This window comes from Bradyrhizobium sp. USDA 4503, assembly GCF_054055815.1.
In genome coordinates, this window is record NZ_JBSRXS010000001.1 from 1680253 (window position 1) to 1695481 (window position 15229).

15 protein-coding genes and 2 tRNA genes are annotated in these 15229 nt (G+C 60.5%); 10 read left to right on the forward strand and 7 right to left on the reverse strand.

Annotation, left to right across the window (positions count from 1 at the left end):
* Window positions 1–31 precede the first annotated feature (31 nt).
* Window positions 32–1336 carry a hypothetical protein gene (locus tag ACVMIH_RS08080; RefSeq protein WP_057016460.1) on the forward strand — a complete coding sequence of 435 codons (1305 nt, stop codon included), beginning with the start codon at window positions 32–34 and terminating at the stop codon, window positions 1334–1336.
* Between the two features lie 1034 nt (window positions 1337–2370).
* Here ACVMIH_RS08080 and ACVMIH_RS08085 read toward each other — a convergent pair.
* Window positions 2371–2447 (reverse strand) — tRNA-Asp (locus ACVMIH_RS08085).
* 308 nt (window positions 2448–2755) lie between these two features.
* Here ACVMIH_RS08085 and ACVMIH_RS08090 point away from each other — a divergent pair.
* Window positions 2756–3079: an HU family DNA-binding protein gene (locus ACVMIH_RS08090; protein WP_259171327.1), complete on the forward strand. Its 324-nt coding sequence runs from the start codon at window positions 2756–2758 to the stop codon at window positions 3077–3079.
* A 172-nt stretch (window positions 3080–3251) separates the two neighbouring features.
* Complete coding sequence (gene pepT, locus ACVMIH_RS08095) at window positions 3252–4508, forward strand: peptidase T (protein ID WP_057016459.1); 1257 nt, start codon at window positions 3252–3254, stop codon at window positions 4506–4508.
* 161 nt (window positions 4509–4669) lie between these two features.
* Here the strand turns inward: pepT and ACVMIH_RS08100 are convergent, their stop codons facing one another.
* From ACVMIH_RS08100 to ACVMIH_RS08110, 3 genes are all read right to left on the reverse strand, one after another.
* Window positions 4670–5521, reverse strand: a complete 852-nt coding sequence (locus ACVMIH_RS08100) for a class I SAM-dependent methyltransferase (protein WP_456861187.1) — start codon at window positions 5519–5521, stop codon at window positions 4670–4672.
* A 92-nt stretch (window positions 5522–5613) separates the two neighbouring features.
* Window positions 5614–5919 (reverse strand): YciI family protein, encoded by a 306-nt coding sequence (locus tag ACVMIH_RS08105; RefSeq protein ID WP_057016457.1) that lies wholly within the window; start codon window positions 5917–5919, stop codon window positions 5614–5616.
* Between the two features lie 23 nt (window positions 5920–5942).
* Window positions 5943–6224 (reverse strand): hypothetical protein, encoded by a 282-nt coding sequence (locus tag ACVMIH_RS08110; protein WP_057016456.1) that lies wholly within the window; start codon window positions 6222–6224, stop codon window positions 5943–5945.
* Window positions 6225–6472: 248 nt separating this feature from the next.
* Here ACVMIH_RS08110 and ACVMIH_RS08115 point away from each other — a divergent pair, with 248 nt between their 5' ends.
* The 3 genes from ACVMIH_RS08115 to ACVMIH_RS08125 all read left to right on the forward strand — a co-directional run bounded on the left by ACVMIH_RS08115 (window position 6473) and on the right by ACVMIH_RS08125 (window position 8149).
* Window positions 6473–6682: a hypothetical protein gene (locus ACVMIH_RS08115; RefSeq protein WP_016847733.1), complete on the forward strand. Its 210-nt coding sequence runs from the start codon at window positions 6473–6475 to the stop codon at window positions 6680–6682.
* Between the two features lie 271 nt (window positions 6683–6953).
* On the forward strand, window positions 6954–7112 hold the full coding sequence (locus ACVMIH_RS08120; protein WP_456861189.1) for a hypothetical protein: 159 nt from the start codon (window positions 6954–6956) through the stop codon (window positions 7110–7112).
* A 2-nt stretch (window positions 7113–7114) separates the two neighbouring features.
* A complete protein-coding gene (locus tag ACVMIH_RS08125) occupies window positions 7115–8149 on the forward strand; it encodes a hypothetical protein (RefSeq protein ID WP_456866403.1) in 1035 nt (344 codons plus the stop codon).
* A gap of 73 nt (window positions 8150–8222) precedes the next feature.
* Here ACVMIH_RS08125 and ACVMIH_RS08130 read toward each other — a convergent pair whose 3' ends face one another.
* The 3 genes from ACVMIH_RS08130 to ACVMIH_RS08140 form a co-directional block, all read right to left on the reverse strand.
* Window positions 8223–10652, reverse strand: a complete 2430-nt coding sequence (locus ACVMIH_RS08130; RefSeq protein WP_456861191.1) for a tetratricopeptide repeat protein — start codon at window positions 10650–10652, stop codon at window positions 8223–8225.
* Entirely contained in the window at window positions 10649–11311 is a 663-nt protein-coding gene (locus ACVMIH_RS08135) for a hypothetical protein (protein ID WP_456861193.1), read from the reverse strand. The genes ACVMIH_RS08130 and ACVMIH_RS08135 overlap by 4 nt, the downstream gene beginning before the upstream one ends.
* Before the next feature lie 357 nt (window positions 11312–11668).
* A tRNA-Val gene (locus ACVMIH_RS08140) sits at window positions 11669–11743 on the reverse strand.
* A 712-nt stretch (window positions 11744–12455) separates the two neighbouring features.
* Here ACVMIH_RS08140 and ACVMIH_RS08145 point away from each other — a divergent pair.
* The 4 genes from ACVMIH_RS08145 to ACVMIH_RS08160 all read left to right on the forward strand — a co-directional run bounded on the left by ACVMIH_RS08145 (window position 12456) and on the right by ACVMIH_RS08160 (window position 15003).
* Window positions 12456–12902, forward strand: a complete 447-nt coding sequence (locus ACVMIH_RS08145; protein WP_456861195.1) for a hypothetical protein — start codon at window positions 12456–12458, stop codon at window positions 12900–12902.
* Window positions 12899–13363, forward strand: a complete 465-nt coding sequence (locus ACVMIH_RS08150; protein WP_456861197.1) for a hypothetical protein — start codon at window positions 12899–12901, stop codon at window positions 13361–13363. The genes ACVMIH_RS08145 and ACVMIH_RS08150 overlap by 4 nt, the downstream gene beginning before the upstream one ends.
* A gap of 1035 nt (window positions 13364–14398) precedes the next feature.
* A complete protein-coding gene (locus ACVMIH_RS08155; protein WP_456861199.1) occupies window positions 14399–14761 on the forward strand; it encodes a hypothetical protein in 363 nt (120 codons plus the stop codon).
* 2 nt (window positions 14762–14763) lie between these two features.
* Window positions 14764–15003, forward strand: a complete 240-nt coding sequence (locus tag ACVMIH_RS08160; RefSeq protein WP_456861201.1) for a hypothetical protein — start codon at window positions 14764–14766, stop codon at window positions 15001–15003.
* The last annotated feature ends 226 nt before the right edge of the window (window positions 15004–15229 follow it).

A 15229-nucleotide genomic window follows, 5' to 3' on the forward strand; every position in this document is an offset into this window, starting at 1 on the left:
TGCCTGGCAGCTTTCGGATTCGGACGGACCGATGACATTGACGCGCGGTGACCTGGTTGTCGGGGTCACGATCCCCGGGTTCTTCGTCCTCAGCGTCGCCTCGATGATCGCCTGTGGGCACGCATTCCCGGCGATGCATGTCTGGCGATCCGGCATCACCGCGCAGGCCGTCCTCGGCATCACCATCATGGTCGCGTTCGTCCCGGCGTTCGTCGCGGCACGATTCAGCTTCGGTTATCTGGTCGGCTTCTCGCTGCTGTCAGCCGTGTTCGGCTTCGTCTGGCTCAGCTTCTTCAGCGCCTTCGACTATCCGCACGCCATCGCCCGCTGGGCCATGATCGCCGCGCTGGCCGCAGCGATGATCCCTCTGATGTTACAGAATATCCCGGTTTGGCGGCCCGATTTGTCCGAGGCGGCCGTCAAGCGCATCGCGATTCTGCTGCTGGCGTCGTGCTTCGCCGTGCTGGTGGCCGACATCTCCTACGGGGCCAATCTTGGCAATCCCTATGGCGCAGCCCGCACCGCCGTCGTGCGCCCGGCGCTGTTGAACTATCTCACCGGAATCATGACCGGCGCGGTCCTGCCCTATTTGTTCGCGCATTTCGCATCGCGCAGCCGGTGGATGCCGGCGGCCGGGGTGCTGCTGCTTGCGCTTTGCTTCTATCCCGTCGTCAACAACAAGACCGTCCTTCTGTTGCCGATCTGGCTGCCGTTTCTGTTCTGGCTGTACGGCCGGTTCGACCCGCGGCTGGCCACGGTGCTCGCATTTCTGATCCCGATGATCGTCGGCCTTTTGGCTTTCGCCGTCCTCGTGTCCGACAAGACCTACATCGTGTTCAGCACCATCAATCTGCGCTTCGTCGCGATCCCGTCACTCGCGCTCGATCAATACGCCGACTTCTTTGCGCACCGCGAACTCACCCGGTTCTGCCAGATCACCGTCCTGCGATACATAACCGCCTGCCCGTACGGCGAGCTCGGCCCGACCCTCGGAGCGATTTATCAGGACGGCAATTTCAACGCGTCCTTCCTCGCCACCGAGGGCATCGCATCGGTCGGTCTTGCGCTCGCCCCGGTGTCGGCTTTCGTCTGCGGCCTGATCCTGTCGGTGGGATCGATGGTCTCAAAGCACCTGTCGCCGCGCTTCATCGCGGTTTCGTCCGGCATCGCAGTTCAGGCGATCATGAACGTGCCGCTCACGACAGGCCTGCTGTCGAACGGGATAGCACTGCTGTTCCTGCTGTGGTGGCTGACGCCCGAACAGCGCGTGGCATTATCGGTCAGGCTCGAGCAGGCCGCTCAACCCGTCAGCGTTGTCGGCCTCGCGGCGTCTTGAGCTGTCGCGGGCGGCGACCGCGGAGAGTTGCGGGAAATAGCGTGGAACATGACCGGATACAGCGTCGCTTCAGGATCGATATCCCGTGCCGAACCTGCTTGCCAAGTCATTGAAATAAATGGTGCGAGAGAGGGGACTCGAACCCGCGGGGCCTCCATCGTGTCAGGGCGGCGTCGATGAAATGATGAGCCATCCAGAGAGAGGCTCCTGGGCAACAAAGCTGGGGAGCTTTCAGGCGCATTGCCCCTAGTTCATCACACTCTTAGCACCGCATTATCAACAGCACGAACGGCATGGTTGCACGCAGCGTCAACTTCAACTAACGTTGGAATTAGTTTGTTGCTATCAATTGACAGCGCTCATCCTCCCATTCGGCGCACAGTATAGGGTCTCCAACAACACAGATTGAACCTGTTGATCGCGGCATCCCGCAAGATGCGTCCAGCTTATTCCAAACCTCGTCTGTTTGCTGGGCGTCAGGCTTGTCTGTTCGACGCGGGTTCAAGTACGAAATTGCAATCGAAATGGCTGAGCAATGGCGGGACGGTGATCAACTCACCACCCCTGTAGGATATCGAACATCTACGCAACGCGGAGCTTCGAAATTCGTAAGCTACGCCACAATACTGCTTCGCCGCGTTCTATTTCGTCCTTGGTTTAGAGTGATAGCGCGGGTCGGGCTAACCGGTTCGGATGACTACTTCTTGGACCCCCTTCCAGCCCCCAACACGGATCCGCAGATATATAAGGCTCGCTTCACTGCCGGGAGCACCGGCGAACTGTTCCTTTTCGTCAACGACGGACTAATTCCGATTCCAGGATTGTCACGGCTGTTCTATTCGAACAATGCTGGATCCTCCCGGATCACGGTAAAGCTTCTTTAGCTGGGTTAGCGCGTAGGCGGGCAACTCTGCGACCGGACGTCCCGCGAGATTGAATTGGTTTGAGCAGATGGGCTCAGATCGGGGCGGAAAGGCTCCAGTCGCCCCCCAACGCTCCCGAAATCGGATTCGGCGCTAAGTGCTTGATAAGACTGGCGCGAGAGACGGGACTCGAACCCGCGGCCTCCGCCGTGACAGGGCGGCGCTCTAACCAACTGAGCTACTCCCGCGGATGCCGATCGTCGGATTGATCCGCGCAGGACCGAGGGCATAAAGGCCCGCATCCGGTTAGTCAAGGACGTTGCGGATTCCTGCACAGCGTCGGAATTTTCGCGGCGCGTACGCGGGTTGTCGCCTGTTTTCAGGGGAAACGGCGTAGTCAGCGAAGCCCCGAATCAAATAAGGCCTGATACGTCTGGGTTTCCTGTGGCCGGCCCGGCGCTGCCCGTTCCCGGAACCGGCGGTTTTCAGGACTTTTCCGGACGCATTTTCCCGACGCGAACGGCGCGCCATTCGCGTGAAAAGCAGCAATCCAGCCATTCAGCAACGAGGAGGGCCAGACATGGCGAAGAAAGCAGCGACACCGGCGACGATCACGCTGAAGCATTTGGCGGCGGCCATCGCCGAGGAGCAGGAGCTGTCCAAGAAGCAGGCCGAGGCGATTCTGACCGACATGGTCACCAGGATCACCAAGCACCTCAAGAAGGGCGAGCGCATCAGGATCGTCGGCCTCGGCATCCTCCAGGTCCGCAAGCGCGCCGCCCGCATGGGCCGCAACCCGGCGACCGGCGAACAGATCCACATCAAGGCCAGCAAGAAGGTCGCCTTCCGCGCCGCCAAGGAGCTGAAGGAAGCCGTCTAGCGCCTACTCTCTCCGTTAAGGCAAAGCGCCATTCCGGCTCGTGACGCGGCCCCGGAGTGGCGCTTTTCTGTTATAGGATTGTCCTTCGAAACTCGCCTTGACGCGGTTTGCTCGCGCGAACCAACTTCGCCAAAGCGTATTGTTCCTTTCTCCAGTTTTTTGCGCGGTTTTCATGCTGGCACCGGCTCTCGACTTCAAGCACACCGTCACCGAGCGCTTCCTGCGCTATGTCGTGATCGACACCCAGTCCGATCCGGATTCACCCACCACGCCTTCCACCGAGAAGCAGAAGAATCTCGGGCGCCTGCTGGTCGCCGAGCTGCAGGCGATGGGGATATCCGACGCGCATCTTGATCCGCACGGATACGTCTATGCGACGATCCCGGCCAACACCGACAAGACAGTGCCGGTGATCTGCTTCTGCTCGCACATGGACACCTCCCCTGACTGCACCGGCAAGAACGTCAAACCGCAGGTCGTGAACAACTACCGCGGCGGCGATATCGTGCTGCCCGCCGATGCCTCGCAGGTGATCCGCGCCGCCGAGCACGAAGCGCTGGCCGACCAGATCGGCAACGACATCATCACCACCGACGGCACCACCCTGCTCGGCGCCGACAACAAGGCGGGCCTTGCCGAGATCATGGATGCCGCGCATTTCCTGATCACCAATCCGCAGGTGAAGCACGGCACCGTCAAGATCCTGTTCACGCCGGACGAGGAGATCGGCCGCGGCGTCGACAAGGTCGACATCAAGAAGCTTGGCGCCGATTTCGGCTACACCATGGATGGCGAGACCGCTGGCCATATCGAGGACGAGACCTTCTCGGCCGACGGCGCCAGCATCATCATCGAAGGCGTCGCGACCCATCCGGGATTCGCCAAGGGCAAGATGGAGCACGCGATCAAGATCGCCGCCGCGATCGTCGATCGCCTGCCGAAGGACACCTGCTCGCCCGAGACCACCGAGGGCAAGGAAGGCTTCCTGCATCCGGTCGCGATCTCCGGCGCGCTGGAGAACGCGCGGATCGACTTCATCGTGCGCGATTTCACCGAGGCCGGCCTGAAGCAGAAGGAATCGCTGCTGGAAGACATCGTGAAGGACGTCATGAAGGGCTATCCGCGCTCGACCTACCGCATGGAGGTCAAGCAGCAGTACCGCAACATGAAGGATGTGATCGATCGCCACCCGCAGATCGTGGCCTATGCGATCGAGGCGATCGAGCGCGCCGGTCTCACGCCGGTGAAGACCTCGATCCGCGGCGGCACTGACGGCTCGCGGCTGTCCTTCATGGGACTGCCCTGCCCGAACATCTTCGCCGGCGAGCACGCGTTCCATTCGCGGCTCGAATGGGTCAGCCGGCAGGACATGGAGAAAGCCGTGCAGACCATCGTGCACCTGGCGATGATCTGGGAAGAGCGGGCGTAGGAGTCGCAGCTCCTTTTTCTTCCGTCATTGCGAGGAGCTCGGCGACAAAATTGCGAAGCAATTTTGCGCTGAAGCGACGAAGCAATCCATGCTGGCACATATGCGGCGCGATGGATTGCTTGCTCGCGCGCACAATGACGGAGTGCTTGGTCCCGAGAGTTCTATGCCCGCGCGGTCACGATCCAGATCGCGCCGGGCAGCAGCACCGCATCGCCCTTCAAGAAAGGCGCCAGCGCCTCGCGCATCGAGGCGATCGCCGCAGCGCGCACCTCATCAGGGTGCCCTTCCAGCGCGCGGCTGGCCGGCCCGATCTCGAGCGCGCCCTGTATCGCGGCATCGATGCCGCGCCCGGTCGCGACATCAAGCTCAACCCGGCACGGCTCCATGGCAATGCCGGAGAAGCCGGCTTCGCCCAGGATCCGCTTCACCCGGGCCTCGGAGGCGAACGCGAACGGGCCGGGATCCTCGGGCCTTAGCGGCGGCAGTTTCGGCACGTGCTTGTAGACGGCAGCAAGCGGCGTCATGAAGAACGGATTTTCGCGCGGCTCCTGCCAGCAGACGAAGGCGAGACGGCCGGTCGGCTTCATCGCCTTGCGCAGATTGGCGAACGACGTCACGGGATCGGCAAAGAACATCACGCCAAAGCGCGAGGCCAACAGATCGAAGCTCTCGCTGACAAACGGATAGATGGTCGCGTCGGCCAGCGCGAACTCGACCGGCAAACCCTGCGGCGCGCTCTGCCGCGCCCGCGTCAGCATCGGCTCCGAGACATCGACGCCGAGCACGTGACCTGCGGGCGCGACCTTGGCCGCCAGCGCGAAGCTCGAGGCGCCGCTGCCACAGCCGACATCGACGACGCGTTCGCCGGCTTTCGGCGCGGCGCGACCGATCAAGAGGTCGAGCACCGGCTGCAGCACGATATCCTGCGCGGCCTGCCGTGTTGCCCAGCGCTGACCGCCCGGCCCGTTCCAATAAGCAATCTGGTCGGCGTTCTGCGGATGGCCAGCGTTCATGCGATCGAAACCTTGTGAGGAAGCTTCTGTTGTCTCATGTTTGGGCATGATCTTTTTCGGAAAACAGCTTCGCACCTTTTCCGGATCATGCTCTAGCAGCACTCGCGCGCCGCGGCGCGCAGCATCGGCATCAGCTGATAGGTGAATCCGGCATCCGCCTTGGTGACGGGATCGCTGGCGACGATCTCCTGCGGATCGGCATCGTCGGGCAGTTGCAGCACGCCGAGGCCCCAGACGCCGGCGGGATCGGCGACCGGTCCGAACACCAGCGCCTTGCCGGCCTGCAGCAGTTCGCCGCAATAGGCGACGTGCGCCTGCATGATGGCGGCCTCCTGCGGCGTCATATCCTGAGGAAAGGTCGGGCGCGGTCCGGTCAATTGGCAGACGTAGTATTTCATCGACCTGATCCGCGCTCGGAGCTTTATTTGACGGCTGCGCTCGTGGGCTTGGCCGGCTTCGGCTTCGCGGCATTCGCCTTGGGTGCGCCTTGCCCGTCGCTGCGCGCGATGCCCCAGGGATCGGTCGGCTTCTGATCCGGCACACCGCTGAGCGCACGCTGATAGGCGCGCTGCTGCCGCGCCTCGTTGGCCGCATCGGCCGGCGACTTCTCGACCTCTTCGCGATAGCGCTGAACGTGATCCGACTGTGCGAATGCGGGTCCGGCAATCATGGTGAGAAGAAAAATCGCGGCGAGTTTGCGCATGCATCAAGTTCCCGGTTAGGCGGACAGAATAGCATCGCTGCAGCGTCGGCATCAAATCGGAGCGCGTGACTTTCGGCACCTTTCGCACCATCGGGGATCGAATGACATTCGGCACGCCAGCGCGGAGCAAGCGCGGTCCCGGCCATCCCCATGAGACTACTCCACGGCCGGGATCGCGCCCTCTCCGCGCGTTCACCGAGAGCGATGCAATGGCCTTACTCCGTAGGGCTCATCAACCAGAGGCCGCTTTGCAGCTCGTGAAACACCGCGCCACCGTCATCCTGCGCGAGCATGTGCAAGCGGAGGCCGAGCTGGTCGGACGAGCCGCGGTTCTCACCGATGGAACCGCAGGGACCGTCGAGGGCGTGTTTCTCGACGAATCTCATGGGTTGCGCATCTCGATCAAGGGCCACATCGGGAAGTGGCCGATCGCGACCATCAGGATGCTTCAGCCATAGGGCTGGATCCAAAACGGGGAAGCACGCCCGCACATTCAGGCAGCCGGTCCGCCTGCGCTCTTCGAGCTTCGGTGCGACAGCCTTCGCCCTGCGAACCGAACAAGCGGATGAATTCGTGCTCACAGGCTGGCTTGCCCAGCCGTAGCCCGTGAGGTGCGAAGGCTGGTAGGCGGCGAGAGATTCGAACTCCCGACCCTCTCGGTGTAAACGAGCAAACAAGCCCCGATAACGTTGAAAAATCGAATGTTTTGCGTCTGCGGAGGTCAGAACGATGACCGAACGCTACGCGAACGAAGGGCGTTTCACTGTTGAACCGCTGTTGACGGCCGGTTCCGGCCTACGCGTCTCCGACGCAGTCACGACCTTACCACAGGCCGGCTCGTCAGGCGACCTCGGCGTCCCAAAATCGGTCCCGGAACTGGTGCCGTGAACATGCACGTTCGCATCACCCAGATCGACGGCACCCTACCCAACCTGGCGCTGATGAGGCTGGCAGCCCATCACCGTGCCCGGGGTGACGAGATCCATTTCACCCGCCGGGTCCGGCGGGAGCTCTTCGAACCGGCCTACGGGGCAGTCTACGGCAGCGCCATCTTCAAGTTCTCGGCCGATCGGGTTGAGCGGTTCAAGTCCGAGTTCCCCGGCGCGATCGTCGGCGGGACCGGGACCGATAGCGGCCTCACGGTCGAAGGCCTGATCGGCGACGGCACCGAGCTCGACTACAGCCTCTATCCGGACTTCGCGGCCAGCATCGGGTTCACCCAGCGGGGCTGCCGGGTGTCCTGCAAGTTCTGCGTCGTGCCAACCAAGGAAGGCAAGCCTAGGCCGGCGGCGACCGTCGGGCAGATCTGGCTCGGCGGCTCGGCGCCGAAGAACCTGCACCTGCTCGACAACGACTTCTTCGGCCAACCGGACTGGCAGGGCCGAATCGCCGAGATCCGCGATGGCGGGTTCAAGGTTTGCTTCAGCCAGGGCATCAACGTCCGGGCGATGACGGCCGAGGTGGCGGCCGCGCTCGCCAGCATCGAATATCGGTGCACAGACTTTCGGCGCCGGCGGCTCTATACCGCCTGGGATAACCTCAAGGACGAGGAGACCTTCTTCCGCGGCGTCGACCTCTTGGAGGCGCACGGCGTCCCGGATCGGCACCTGATGGCCTACATGCTCATCGGGTTCGACAAGCGGGAGACATGGGAGCGCATCCATCACCGGTTCGAGCGGATGGTCGCGCGCGGAATCCGCCCCTACCCGATGCCGTTCGATCAGTCGCGCCGTGACCTGAAACGCTTCCAGCGGTGGGCCGTCCTCGGCCATTACCGCGATGACCTTTTCTCAGAATACGACCCCAACATCGCATCCACGCGATCCGCGGCACTGCGCCGGCTCGCGCATGAGCCGGTGCAAGCACTAGGTGCTTCCATGACCGTCACCTATCAATGCGGACCATTGGAAATGGACACGTCGTGATCCTAGGGGTCTGCCTGATCCAGGCTGCTGGGCTCTCGGAGGGCGTCTGTCGTTTATGCCGTGTTTGTACGCTTTAGGCAGCTTCGCGAAGAAGCGCGCGTTCCTCTGATTTGTAAATCCAATCCAAATCGTGTTGGGGAGGGTTAGCATCTATCCGAAACCGACGAGCGATTTCAGTAGCGAGCTCGATATGTGGATCTCGGTCAGCGATGCGGCTCCAGGCATCGCGCGCTGATTCTGTCCTTCCGGAAGCTGCCAACGCATGGAGACGAACAACATTTGAAATTTCGTTCGGCTGGGCGTCCACCACGCGCACGGCTTCCGATGGCTTTCCTTGGCGCAGGTTCATCCTTGCCAACGCAGCTGCGTGTAAGCGCCGCATCCTCACGAAGGGCGTCTTTCGCGCGCCCAACTCGAGCATACTCTTACTCTTCTTGAAGTCGCCTCGCGCCTGATGAAGAAGGGCCAATAAAAAGTGCTTCCGCCAGTCGAACAGGCTCTTCGGCGGGTGAGAGCTACGAAGAATAGTTTCAGCCGATTCCAGCTCACCGACTTCGATCAACGTGGATGCCCTGCCGAGTGAGGCAGCGGTCTGATATGGCTGCTCCGCAAGTAAATCGCCGTACACATCAAGAGCGTCTTTCGCTCGGCCCAATTTCCTCAGAACACGAGCGCGCCCTAGTCGCGCGCCCTGTGAACGCGGGAAGTTCTTTATTACTTCCTCGTGAGCGGACAGAGCTAACGGCCAGGCGGCCTTGCTCTCAAGTAGTTCTGCGTGCAAGGACGCCAACCCTGGATCGTGCGGAAACTTATCTCGCGCAGAAATGAGCAGCTGCTCAGCCGCAGCAAGGTCGCCCTTTTCACGGAGAACCTCAATCTTCCCTCGGACAGGATCGGGAGAAAAAGGACTTCGCTCAATTGCAAGATCGAAAGATGACAAAGCAGAAGACAGATCCCCTTTCACCCGAAACACGTCAGCGCGACCGCAGAGAACAACCTTGTCGTTGGGGAATTCTTTCAAGAGTTGATCGTAGAGACGAAGGGCTTGATCGAACTGCCCTGCCAGTTTGTATGCTGTTGCTCTTCCGCTGCGAGCAACGGAGTCGGCTCGCCGGAGAGCCTTTCCAAAGTTTTGAATCGCCTTATCGAAATTACCCATGTCCAGATGAACAGAAGCTAGCCCGCACCAAATAACTTCGTCCGTTGGAAACTCTTGTCCAAGCTTGGTGTACTCCGAGAACGCCTCATCGTAACGCCCCATATCTCGGAGAGTCTCAGCGGCTCCAATCCTTACAACGACGTAGTCAGGATCATGAGGAAATTGCTTAGCGCCCTGCAAATACATTGCCCGCGCCGCTTCGAACTCACCACGCGCGCGCAAAATCCTTGCGCGGGCATTCATAGTAAACAGTCCCGGGTGAAGCTCCGCAGCCCGATCAACAACTTCAGACGCCTCATATAGCCGGTTCGCTCCGACCAAAGCGTCAATCAAATGCGAATAGGTAATCACATCGTTAGGATTGCGCTCAACTGCCTCTCTAGCCCATTCAAGTTGCAATTCCGGGACGCCGTTAGTCTTCGCAAGGTGAGCCAAAAGGCTCAAGCTCTTCGCTATCTGCTCGGACGTGGAGTTCGACTGTTGGCCGCGGATTAACTCGAACGCAAACTTTCGAGCCGCCTCGATATCTCTTTGTTTAAGTCGTTCGGCGATGGCCGCCTGCTGGGACCGAATGCGCTCGTAGACTCCTCGCCCCCGTATTGAACGATCGGAACGCTCCGATTCCTCAACAGGCTCATCCTCAATCAGGTTCGGTAGTTTCTTACGTTGTGCGCGGAAAGCGGCAGTCCAAGTTTCGATAGCGCGCCTAGCTCCGGGAACCCCGAGGAACTTACGATTAAGCTGCAGCAAGAAGAATTCGACGTTCTTTCCGTCGCGGACCAAACAAACCAATTCGCGCTGTACCGCTAGCCTAAAGATTTGCTCGCGATAGCGCTGATACGCGACGTCACTTTCAAATTCAGAATTGTCCGCAGCATCGAAAAGGCTACGAACCCTTTTGATTAGGAGTTGATCACGCAACACCTCCTCAAGCAGCTGCGTCAGCCGCCTGAAGTCATGTAAATCATCGAGGGCACGTTGCGCGGAAGCCGTCGTCGGAAATGCGTCTACATAGAGGCTTCCGATCACATAATCGAAGACCTCCGGGGACTGCAGCAGTGCATCGGCAGCTTGGCTCAAGTCCCAGCGGTCTTCGCCAGGATCATCTAAAATATGCAACACAAAGCGGAGTGCGCGGTCACAATTGCGCAGCGCTTTGCATTTCTTCAGAGCCTCTTCAACCGTCTTGACCTTCACCCTCTGCGTGTCGGTGCATCCACGGAAGGCACCTGATACATCATTGGACGAGAGTTCGACGCTTCCGCCATCCAGATGGTACAAAACTGGAAGCCGAGACAGGACGGCGTACGTCCCAGCCTGCCCTGAAATGAGTGCGTTAATCATCGCTCTACAATCTTGACACCGACGGCCTCGAGTTTTCGCTTAACCTGCCGCCAAAGCAGGCGTTCCTCGATGTCCTTCGGAACCGGCCCCGACACTACTTCGATCGCATCTCTGCCCACCTTCTCATAGATGTGCACTTCGATGAAGTCACATTCGTCTGTCCCTCGATCCGCGCTCATCAGGATTTCGGGAAACTCCGTGGTGGCAGTGGTGTCACTCACCCTATGGCCGAGCTTCGCCCTGGCCAGGCGCCCCCTGTCCGCCCAGGTTGCTCTATAGCCCATGGGTGGAGAGCTACCCGAAACAATTGAATGCTTTTTGCAGAAAATGAACGGATTTTCTTCGAAGACTGAAGCTCGTTGAGCAATAAACTTCTCTCGGAGAGTTACACAGTATTTCCCATAGTATGACATCCCCAAGTCATCTAAGCACAGGGCCGCCACCTGCAACTTCTCGAAATAGATGGGATTGATCGTGTTTTCGGCCGACGTTCTCTGTTCGTCCCAACCATTATCGCGTGCAGCGATCGCCCCATCTCGCACCTGCGGATGAAAGGAAGCAAAAAACGGGCTCGCTGACGCGGACCAAGTGTGCAGGTCATCCAGTCGGCGATTCATCACAGCCTGCGAACGACCAACGGCCTGCTCAAAGCGGTTCAATGTTGCCGCCGAGCCCCTAGCCGCAGCTCCGGCATCCACGGACTGAATTCTCGCCGCCAGCGCCGCCGTTTCCTCTGGCTTGGCTGCACGCCTTACATTAGGAAAACCAGCATCGGTCTGGCAACTGAGGCAAACCCGTGCTTCCTGAGGAATGTTAGCTCCACAGGTTGAGCAGGCTACGGGCATGCGATTGCACCCGGCGCGCGAACTTTCGGTGGTTGACCGCCAAAGCCGCTACCCGGCCCTTGGCCAAAATGGGCCGATTGTCTCTGATTCATTGCGCTATTCCCCCCCGACTCGTTGCGGATGGAAGCGCAACCTTGGCGTGAAGGCAATAGAAGCCCTAATGGCAAAAGGTGGTAGGCGGTGAGATTCGAATTCCCGACATCCTGCGTGTAAAGCAGGCGCTCCAACCAGCTGAGCTAACCGCCCTAGACCATCTCGGAAACTTCGAGAGTTTCCGTCCGAGCCGACCATCTCGGTCCCACCGAGACTTAAAATATGACCCTAACCTACTGTTATGGAACTGTTTTCGACGCCTCAACAATCTTCCCTTGAAATGCTGTTGAAACGTCAAATGGTCCACAACGACGGGGATCTATCTGTTGCCCATAAAACTAAAAATATCAGTACCTGCTGCACCGGTTTTTCGCTGAGGCTCGCCTCAACATTGAGATAAAGGACCGTTTCGGGAAGCCTTTCAAACCAAAGAATGGTTCTTATTGGAGCTCTCGACCTTGAAGAGGCCATCGCCATGCTCCTAGGCGGCAGGATCTTGAACTACGCGTACGATGCCAAGCTTTGTCGGACCGTCCGTAAGGGGTCCTGAAATGATTGCCGGGTCGGCTTGGGCGACGCTGCTGGCACCTTCTGGCTAACACCCCGCGAACTCAAGGCGACACCAAGAAGCCGAAGTACGGCGACGGTCGCGGGCTCGACCTGAAGCGGAAGCACATCCAGCTGATGACTGATGGCGCTAGCGCCGGGAACGCAGATTCCCGCTCCGCTGCAGCTAGTGGCTGCGACGGGTGCTGGCCCTCATTCTGACCGAAGAACAATTGACCAATAGATAGTGCGGAGCTTCGTACAATCGACCACTGCTAGCGGCTTCCTGCACGCTCGATTCGGCGGGAAAATGCCGCGCATGGCCCCGAAACATCACCCCACTCCGCTCTCCGGCGGCGATCGCAAGGCGCTGACGAAGGAGCTGGCGCGTGCCCGGGCGGTAACGACGATCCTCGCTACGCGATCGGCCGAGAAGCGCGCCGCCGGCGAGGCGCTGATCCGCGAGGCTGACGACCTGCTCTGCCAGAGCTGGAACGAGAGGATGTGGGCCGACGGCGGTCCGGTCGACCCGTCACCCTCGATCGACCAGGCCATCAATGCCGGCTACCCGTGGCTCGAGATCAAATGCTCCCGCTGCAAGACGCCGCGCGCGGTCGACCTCGCCGCCCTACCCCATGTCGCAACCACGTTAGTCCATGACCTTGCCCGACGGCTCCGTTGCGTCAAATGCGCCGGTGCCAACAAGCGGCCAGCAGCCGAGCTTCTGCAGCTGTGGCAGCGCTGCCCGATCGGAGACGGGTCATGACCGAATTGACGCGCCGGCCCTCCACCGATCCGCATCGCGAAGGCTGGAACGTGTTCTATGGCGATGTCCAGGTCGGCTGGATCGGGCACCGCGCCGGCGTTCCTGCCGATGCTGATCGATGGGGCTGGAGCTGCGGCTTCTATCCGGGCTGCGATCCCGGCCAGCACACCAACGGCGCGGCGACAACGTTCAAGGAAGCCCGCGCGGCTTTTGAACTCGCATGGGCGCGGCTGCTCCCGACACGAACCGACGCCGACTTCAAGGCCTGGCGCGATCAGCGTGACTGGACGGAGCGCAAGCAGGCCATGTGGGACCGGGGCGAAAAGCTGCCTTCTCAACAGCCGTCGTCGCTGATGCGCTGTCCTTGCGGCGCAACATTTGATAGCCACCGGCCGGCCGAGAGCTATGCGCACCGCGAGCACATCTATGCCGCGCAAAAGACCGACGGAATTCGCCGATGAAGATGAAGGAAGACCGCCGCTGGACTGAGCCGTTATGACGGTTCGCTTTTGCTTCGAGATCAGCCGCAAGAAAGTGAGCTAACGGCCCAGCGCGGTGAGAGGCTTGTGGCCGCAGTTCAAGCACTCGAATACGCACCACTCACGACCCTCATCATCGGCGTTATGCTTGATCGTAGCCATGCCTTTGCCGCATGCCGGGCACGGCGGCAGCTAGGCAAAGACCTGTTCGCATAAATCGCCGCCCAGGATATCTGCTTGAGAGCTTTAGAATCCTGTAGGATGATGGCCGCGCCAAATCCGACGCGGGACTGGCGACTGGCCGCGACATCTCGGCCTCCGCAGGCCCCCCAAGGTTGTCGGGGCCATTCCTATTTCGGCGCGCGCGCCCTGTCTGACAAAAAGGCCCCAGCGAGGGGGTACAAGCTGGGGCCAGAGCAACTTAGTTCATTCGACCGTAGCCCTCGCTCGAACACTTTTCTATACCTCCCTTGGATTACAAATTCCGGCTCTCTCACATGGCATCGGCCACCGCCCGTCAGGGACGGTTCTCAGGAAATCGCTTGTCCCGAACGGAGACGGCCCCAGCGCTTGGGAGCACGCTGGGGCCATCGGCCTTCCACTCACGCTGTCCGAATGCGGTTTGGTCGGGGGGATGGTGAGAGCTGCATTCGGATGACAGACGAACAAAGCTCGGCCACGTTCGTTCCTAGCTGCCATAGAAAACAGATGCTTAACGGGCGCGCCCGCAGGCTCGCCCTGCGGCGAACTGTGATCGGCGGCGACAACTCAAGAACGACTTCGTCGTTATCCATAGGAGAGAGCACGATGGGATGTCCGACGTGCCTGACGTCTGCGACAGTCCTCAAGACAAAAACTACCGATGCCCGGTTTGCGGTGAGATTGCTGTGACCGTCTCTGCTCAGGGGCCGCGTTTTTGTCTCGCGCGCTATCTGACCTCACCTGCCCCAATGGACACAGACTCATAATTACACCAGGGGGCAAGGTCGTGGCTGCCCGAAGCTCGAGAACAGATCAATGGCAGACCTCACTGCAGAAACGGCGCGTCTGATGAAGGTAACGGAGGCGATCGTCGCTGAGCTGGACCGCCAGGGCGTTGCCGAAGCGGTCGCCGACCTCGGCTTCGACCCACTCGAGCTGGCCCGGGTTGTCATCCGCGCGGCCGACGGTGACGTGGTGCCCGGTTCGAAGGCCGCAGACCTAATGCACCTGACGGATGCCCCAGCACGCCTGACGAAAGTCGCCGAGGCGATCGTCCGCGAAATGAACCGTCGGGGCGTGGCGGACATCCTCGAAGACGAGGATTTTGACGTCATGAAGTTGGCCCGGGTGGTGATCCGCGCGGCGGACGGTGACGTGGTGCCATTTCGGAGGCCGTAGACATGGCTGAGCCCAAGATCACCCTGGGTGAGATGCGCCAGTCTGGCGCCCGCGGCCTCCTCGTCTTCTGCTCGGACCACCGCTGCAGCCATTCCGTCGAGCTGCCGCCGGGCAAGGTCGATCAGTGGCCGGATCGAGTCCGCCTCTCCGACCTTGAACCGCACTTCACCTGCATGGCTTGCGGCAGGCGCGGCGCCGATGTGCGGCCGCACTTCCCGCAGGCGAGGATGGGGACGCGCTGAGGCATGCCAAGAAAGACGCCGTTTTAAGGACGGTTTGGGCGAACCGAGGAACACTAAGCAGGTTTGATTGTTGTGCTGCCATTATGGCGCCAACCGTCACTGTTCATTTTACCTGTCCCGGCTGCCGCATCGTCTATTCGGCGATCCAGGAACGAAGCGTAACCCATACGAATACTTCTGGGAGCTTCGATTGCCGGCAATGCGGAATGCTTGTTCACCACTGGGC

Excerpts from the sequence above, each read along its gene's own strand:
- ACVMIH_RS08160 (WP_456861201.1), top strand. The coding sequence starts at position 14,764 with ATGGCTGAGCCCAAGATCACCCTGGGTGAGATGCGCCAGTCTGGCGCC.
- ACVMIH_RS08105 (WP_057016457.1), bottom strand. The coding sequence starts at position 5,919 with ATGAAATACTACGTCTGCCAATTGACCGGACCGCGCCCGACCTTTCCT.
- ACVMIH_RS08100 (WP_456861187.1), bottom strand. The coding sequence starts at position 5,521 with ATGAACGCTGGCCATCCGCAGAACGCCGACCAGATTGCTTATTGGAAC.
- ACVMIH_RS08155 (WP_456861199.1), top strand. The coding sequence starts at position 14,399 with ATGGCAGACCTCACTGCAGAAACGGCGCGTCTGATGAAGGTAACGGAG.
- pepT (WP_057016459.1), top strand. The coding sequence starts at position 3,252 with ATGCTGGCACCGGCTCTCGACTTCAAGCACACCGTCACCGAGCGCTTC.
- ACVMIH_RS08150 (WP_456861197.1), top strand. The coding sequence starts at position 12,899 with ATGACCGAATTGACGCGCCGGCCCTCCACCGATCCGCATCGCGAAGGC.
- ACVMIH_RS08145 (WP_456861195.1), top strand. The coding sequence starts at position 12,456 with ATGGCCCCGAAACATCACCCCACTCCGCTCTCCGGCGGCGATCGCAAG.
- ACVMIH_RS08125 (WP_456866403.1), top strand. The coding sequence starts at position 7,115 with ATGCACGTTCGCATCACCCAGATCGACGGCACCCTACCCAACCTGGCG.
- ACVMIH_RS08110 (WP_057016456.1), bottom strand. The coding sequence starts at position 6,224 with ATGCGCAAACTCGCCGCGATTTTTCTTCTCACCATGATTGCCGGACCC.
- ACVMIH_RS08080 (WP_057016460.1), top strand. The coding sequence starts at position 32 with ATGACATTGACGCGCGGTGACCTGGTTGTCGGGGTCACGATCCCCGGG.
- ACVMIH_RS08130 (WP_456861191.1), bottom strand. The coding sequence starts at position 10,652 with ATGATTAACGCACTCATTTCAGGGCAGGCTGGGACGTACGCCGTCCTG.
- ACVMIH_RS08120 (WP_456861189.1), top strand. The coding sequence starts at position 6,954 with ATGACCGAACGCTACGCGAACGAAGGGCGTTTCACTGTTGAACCGCTG.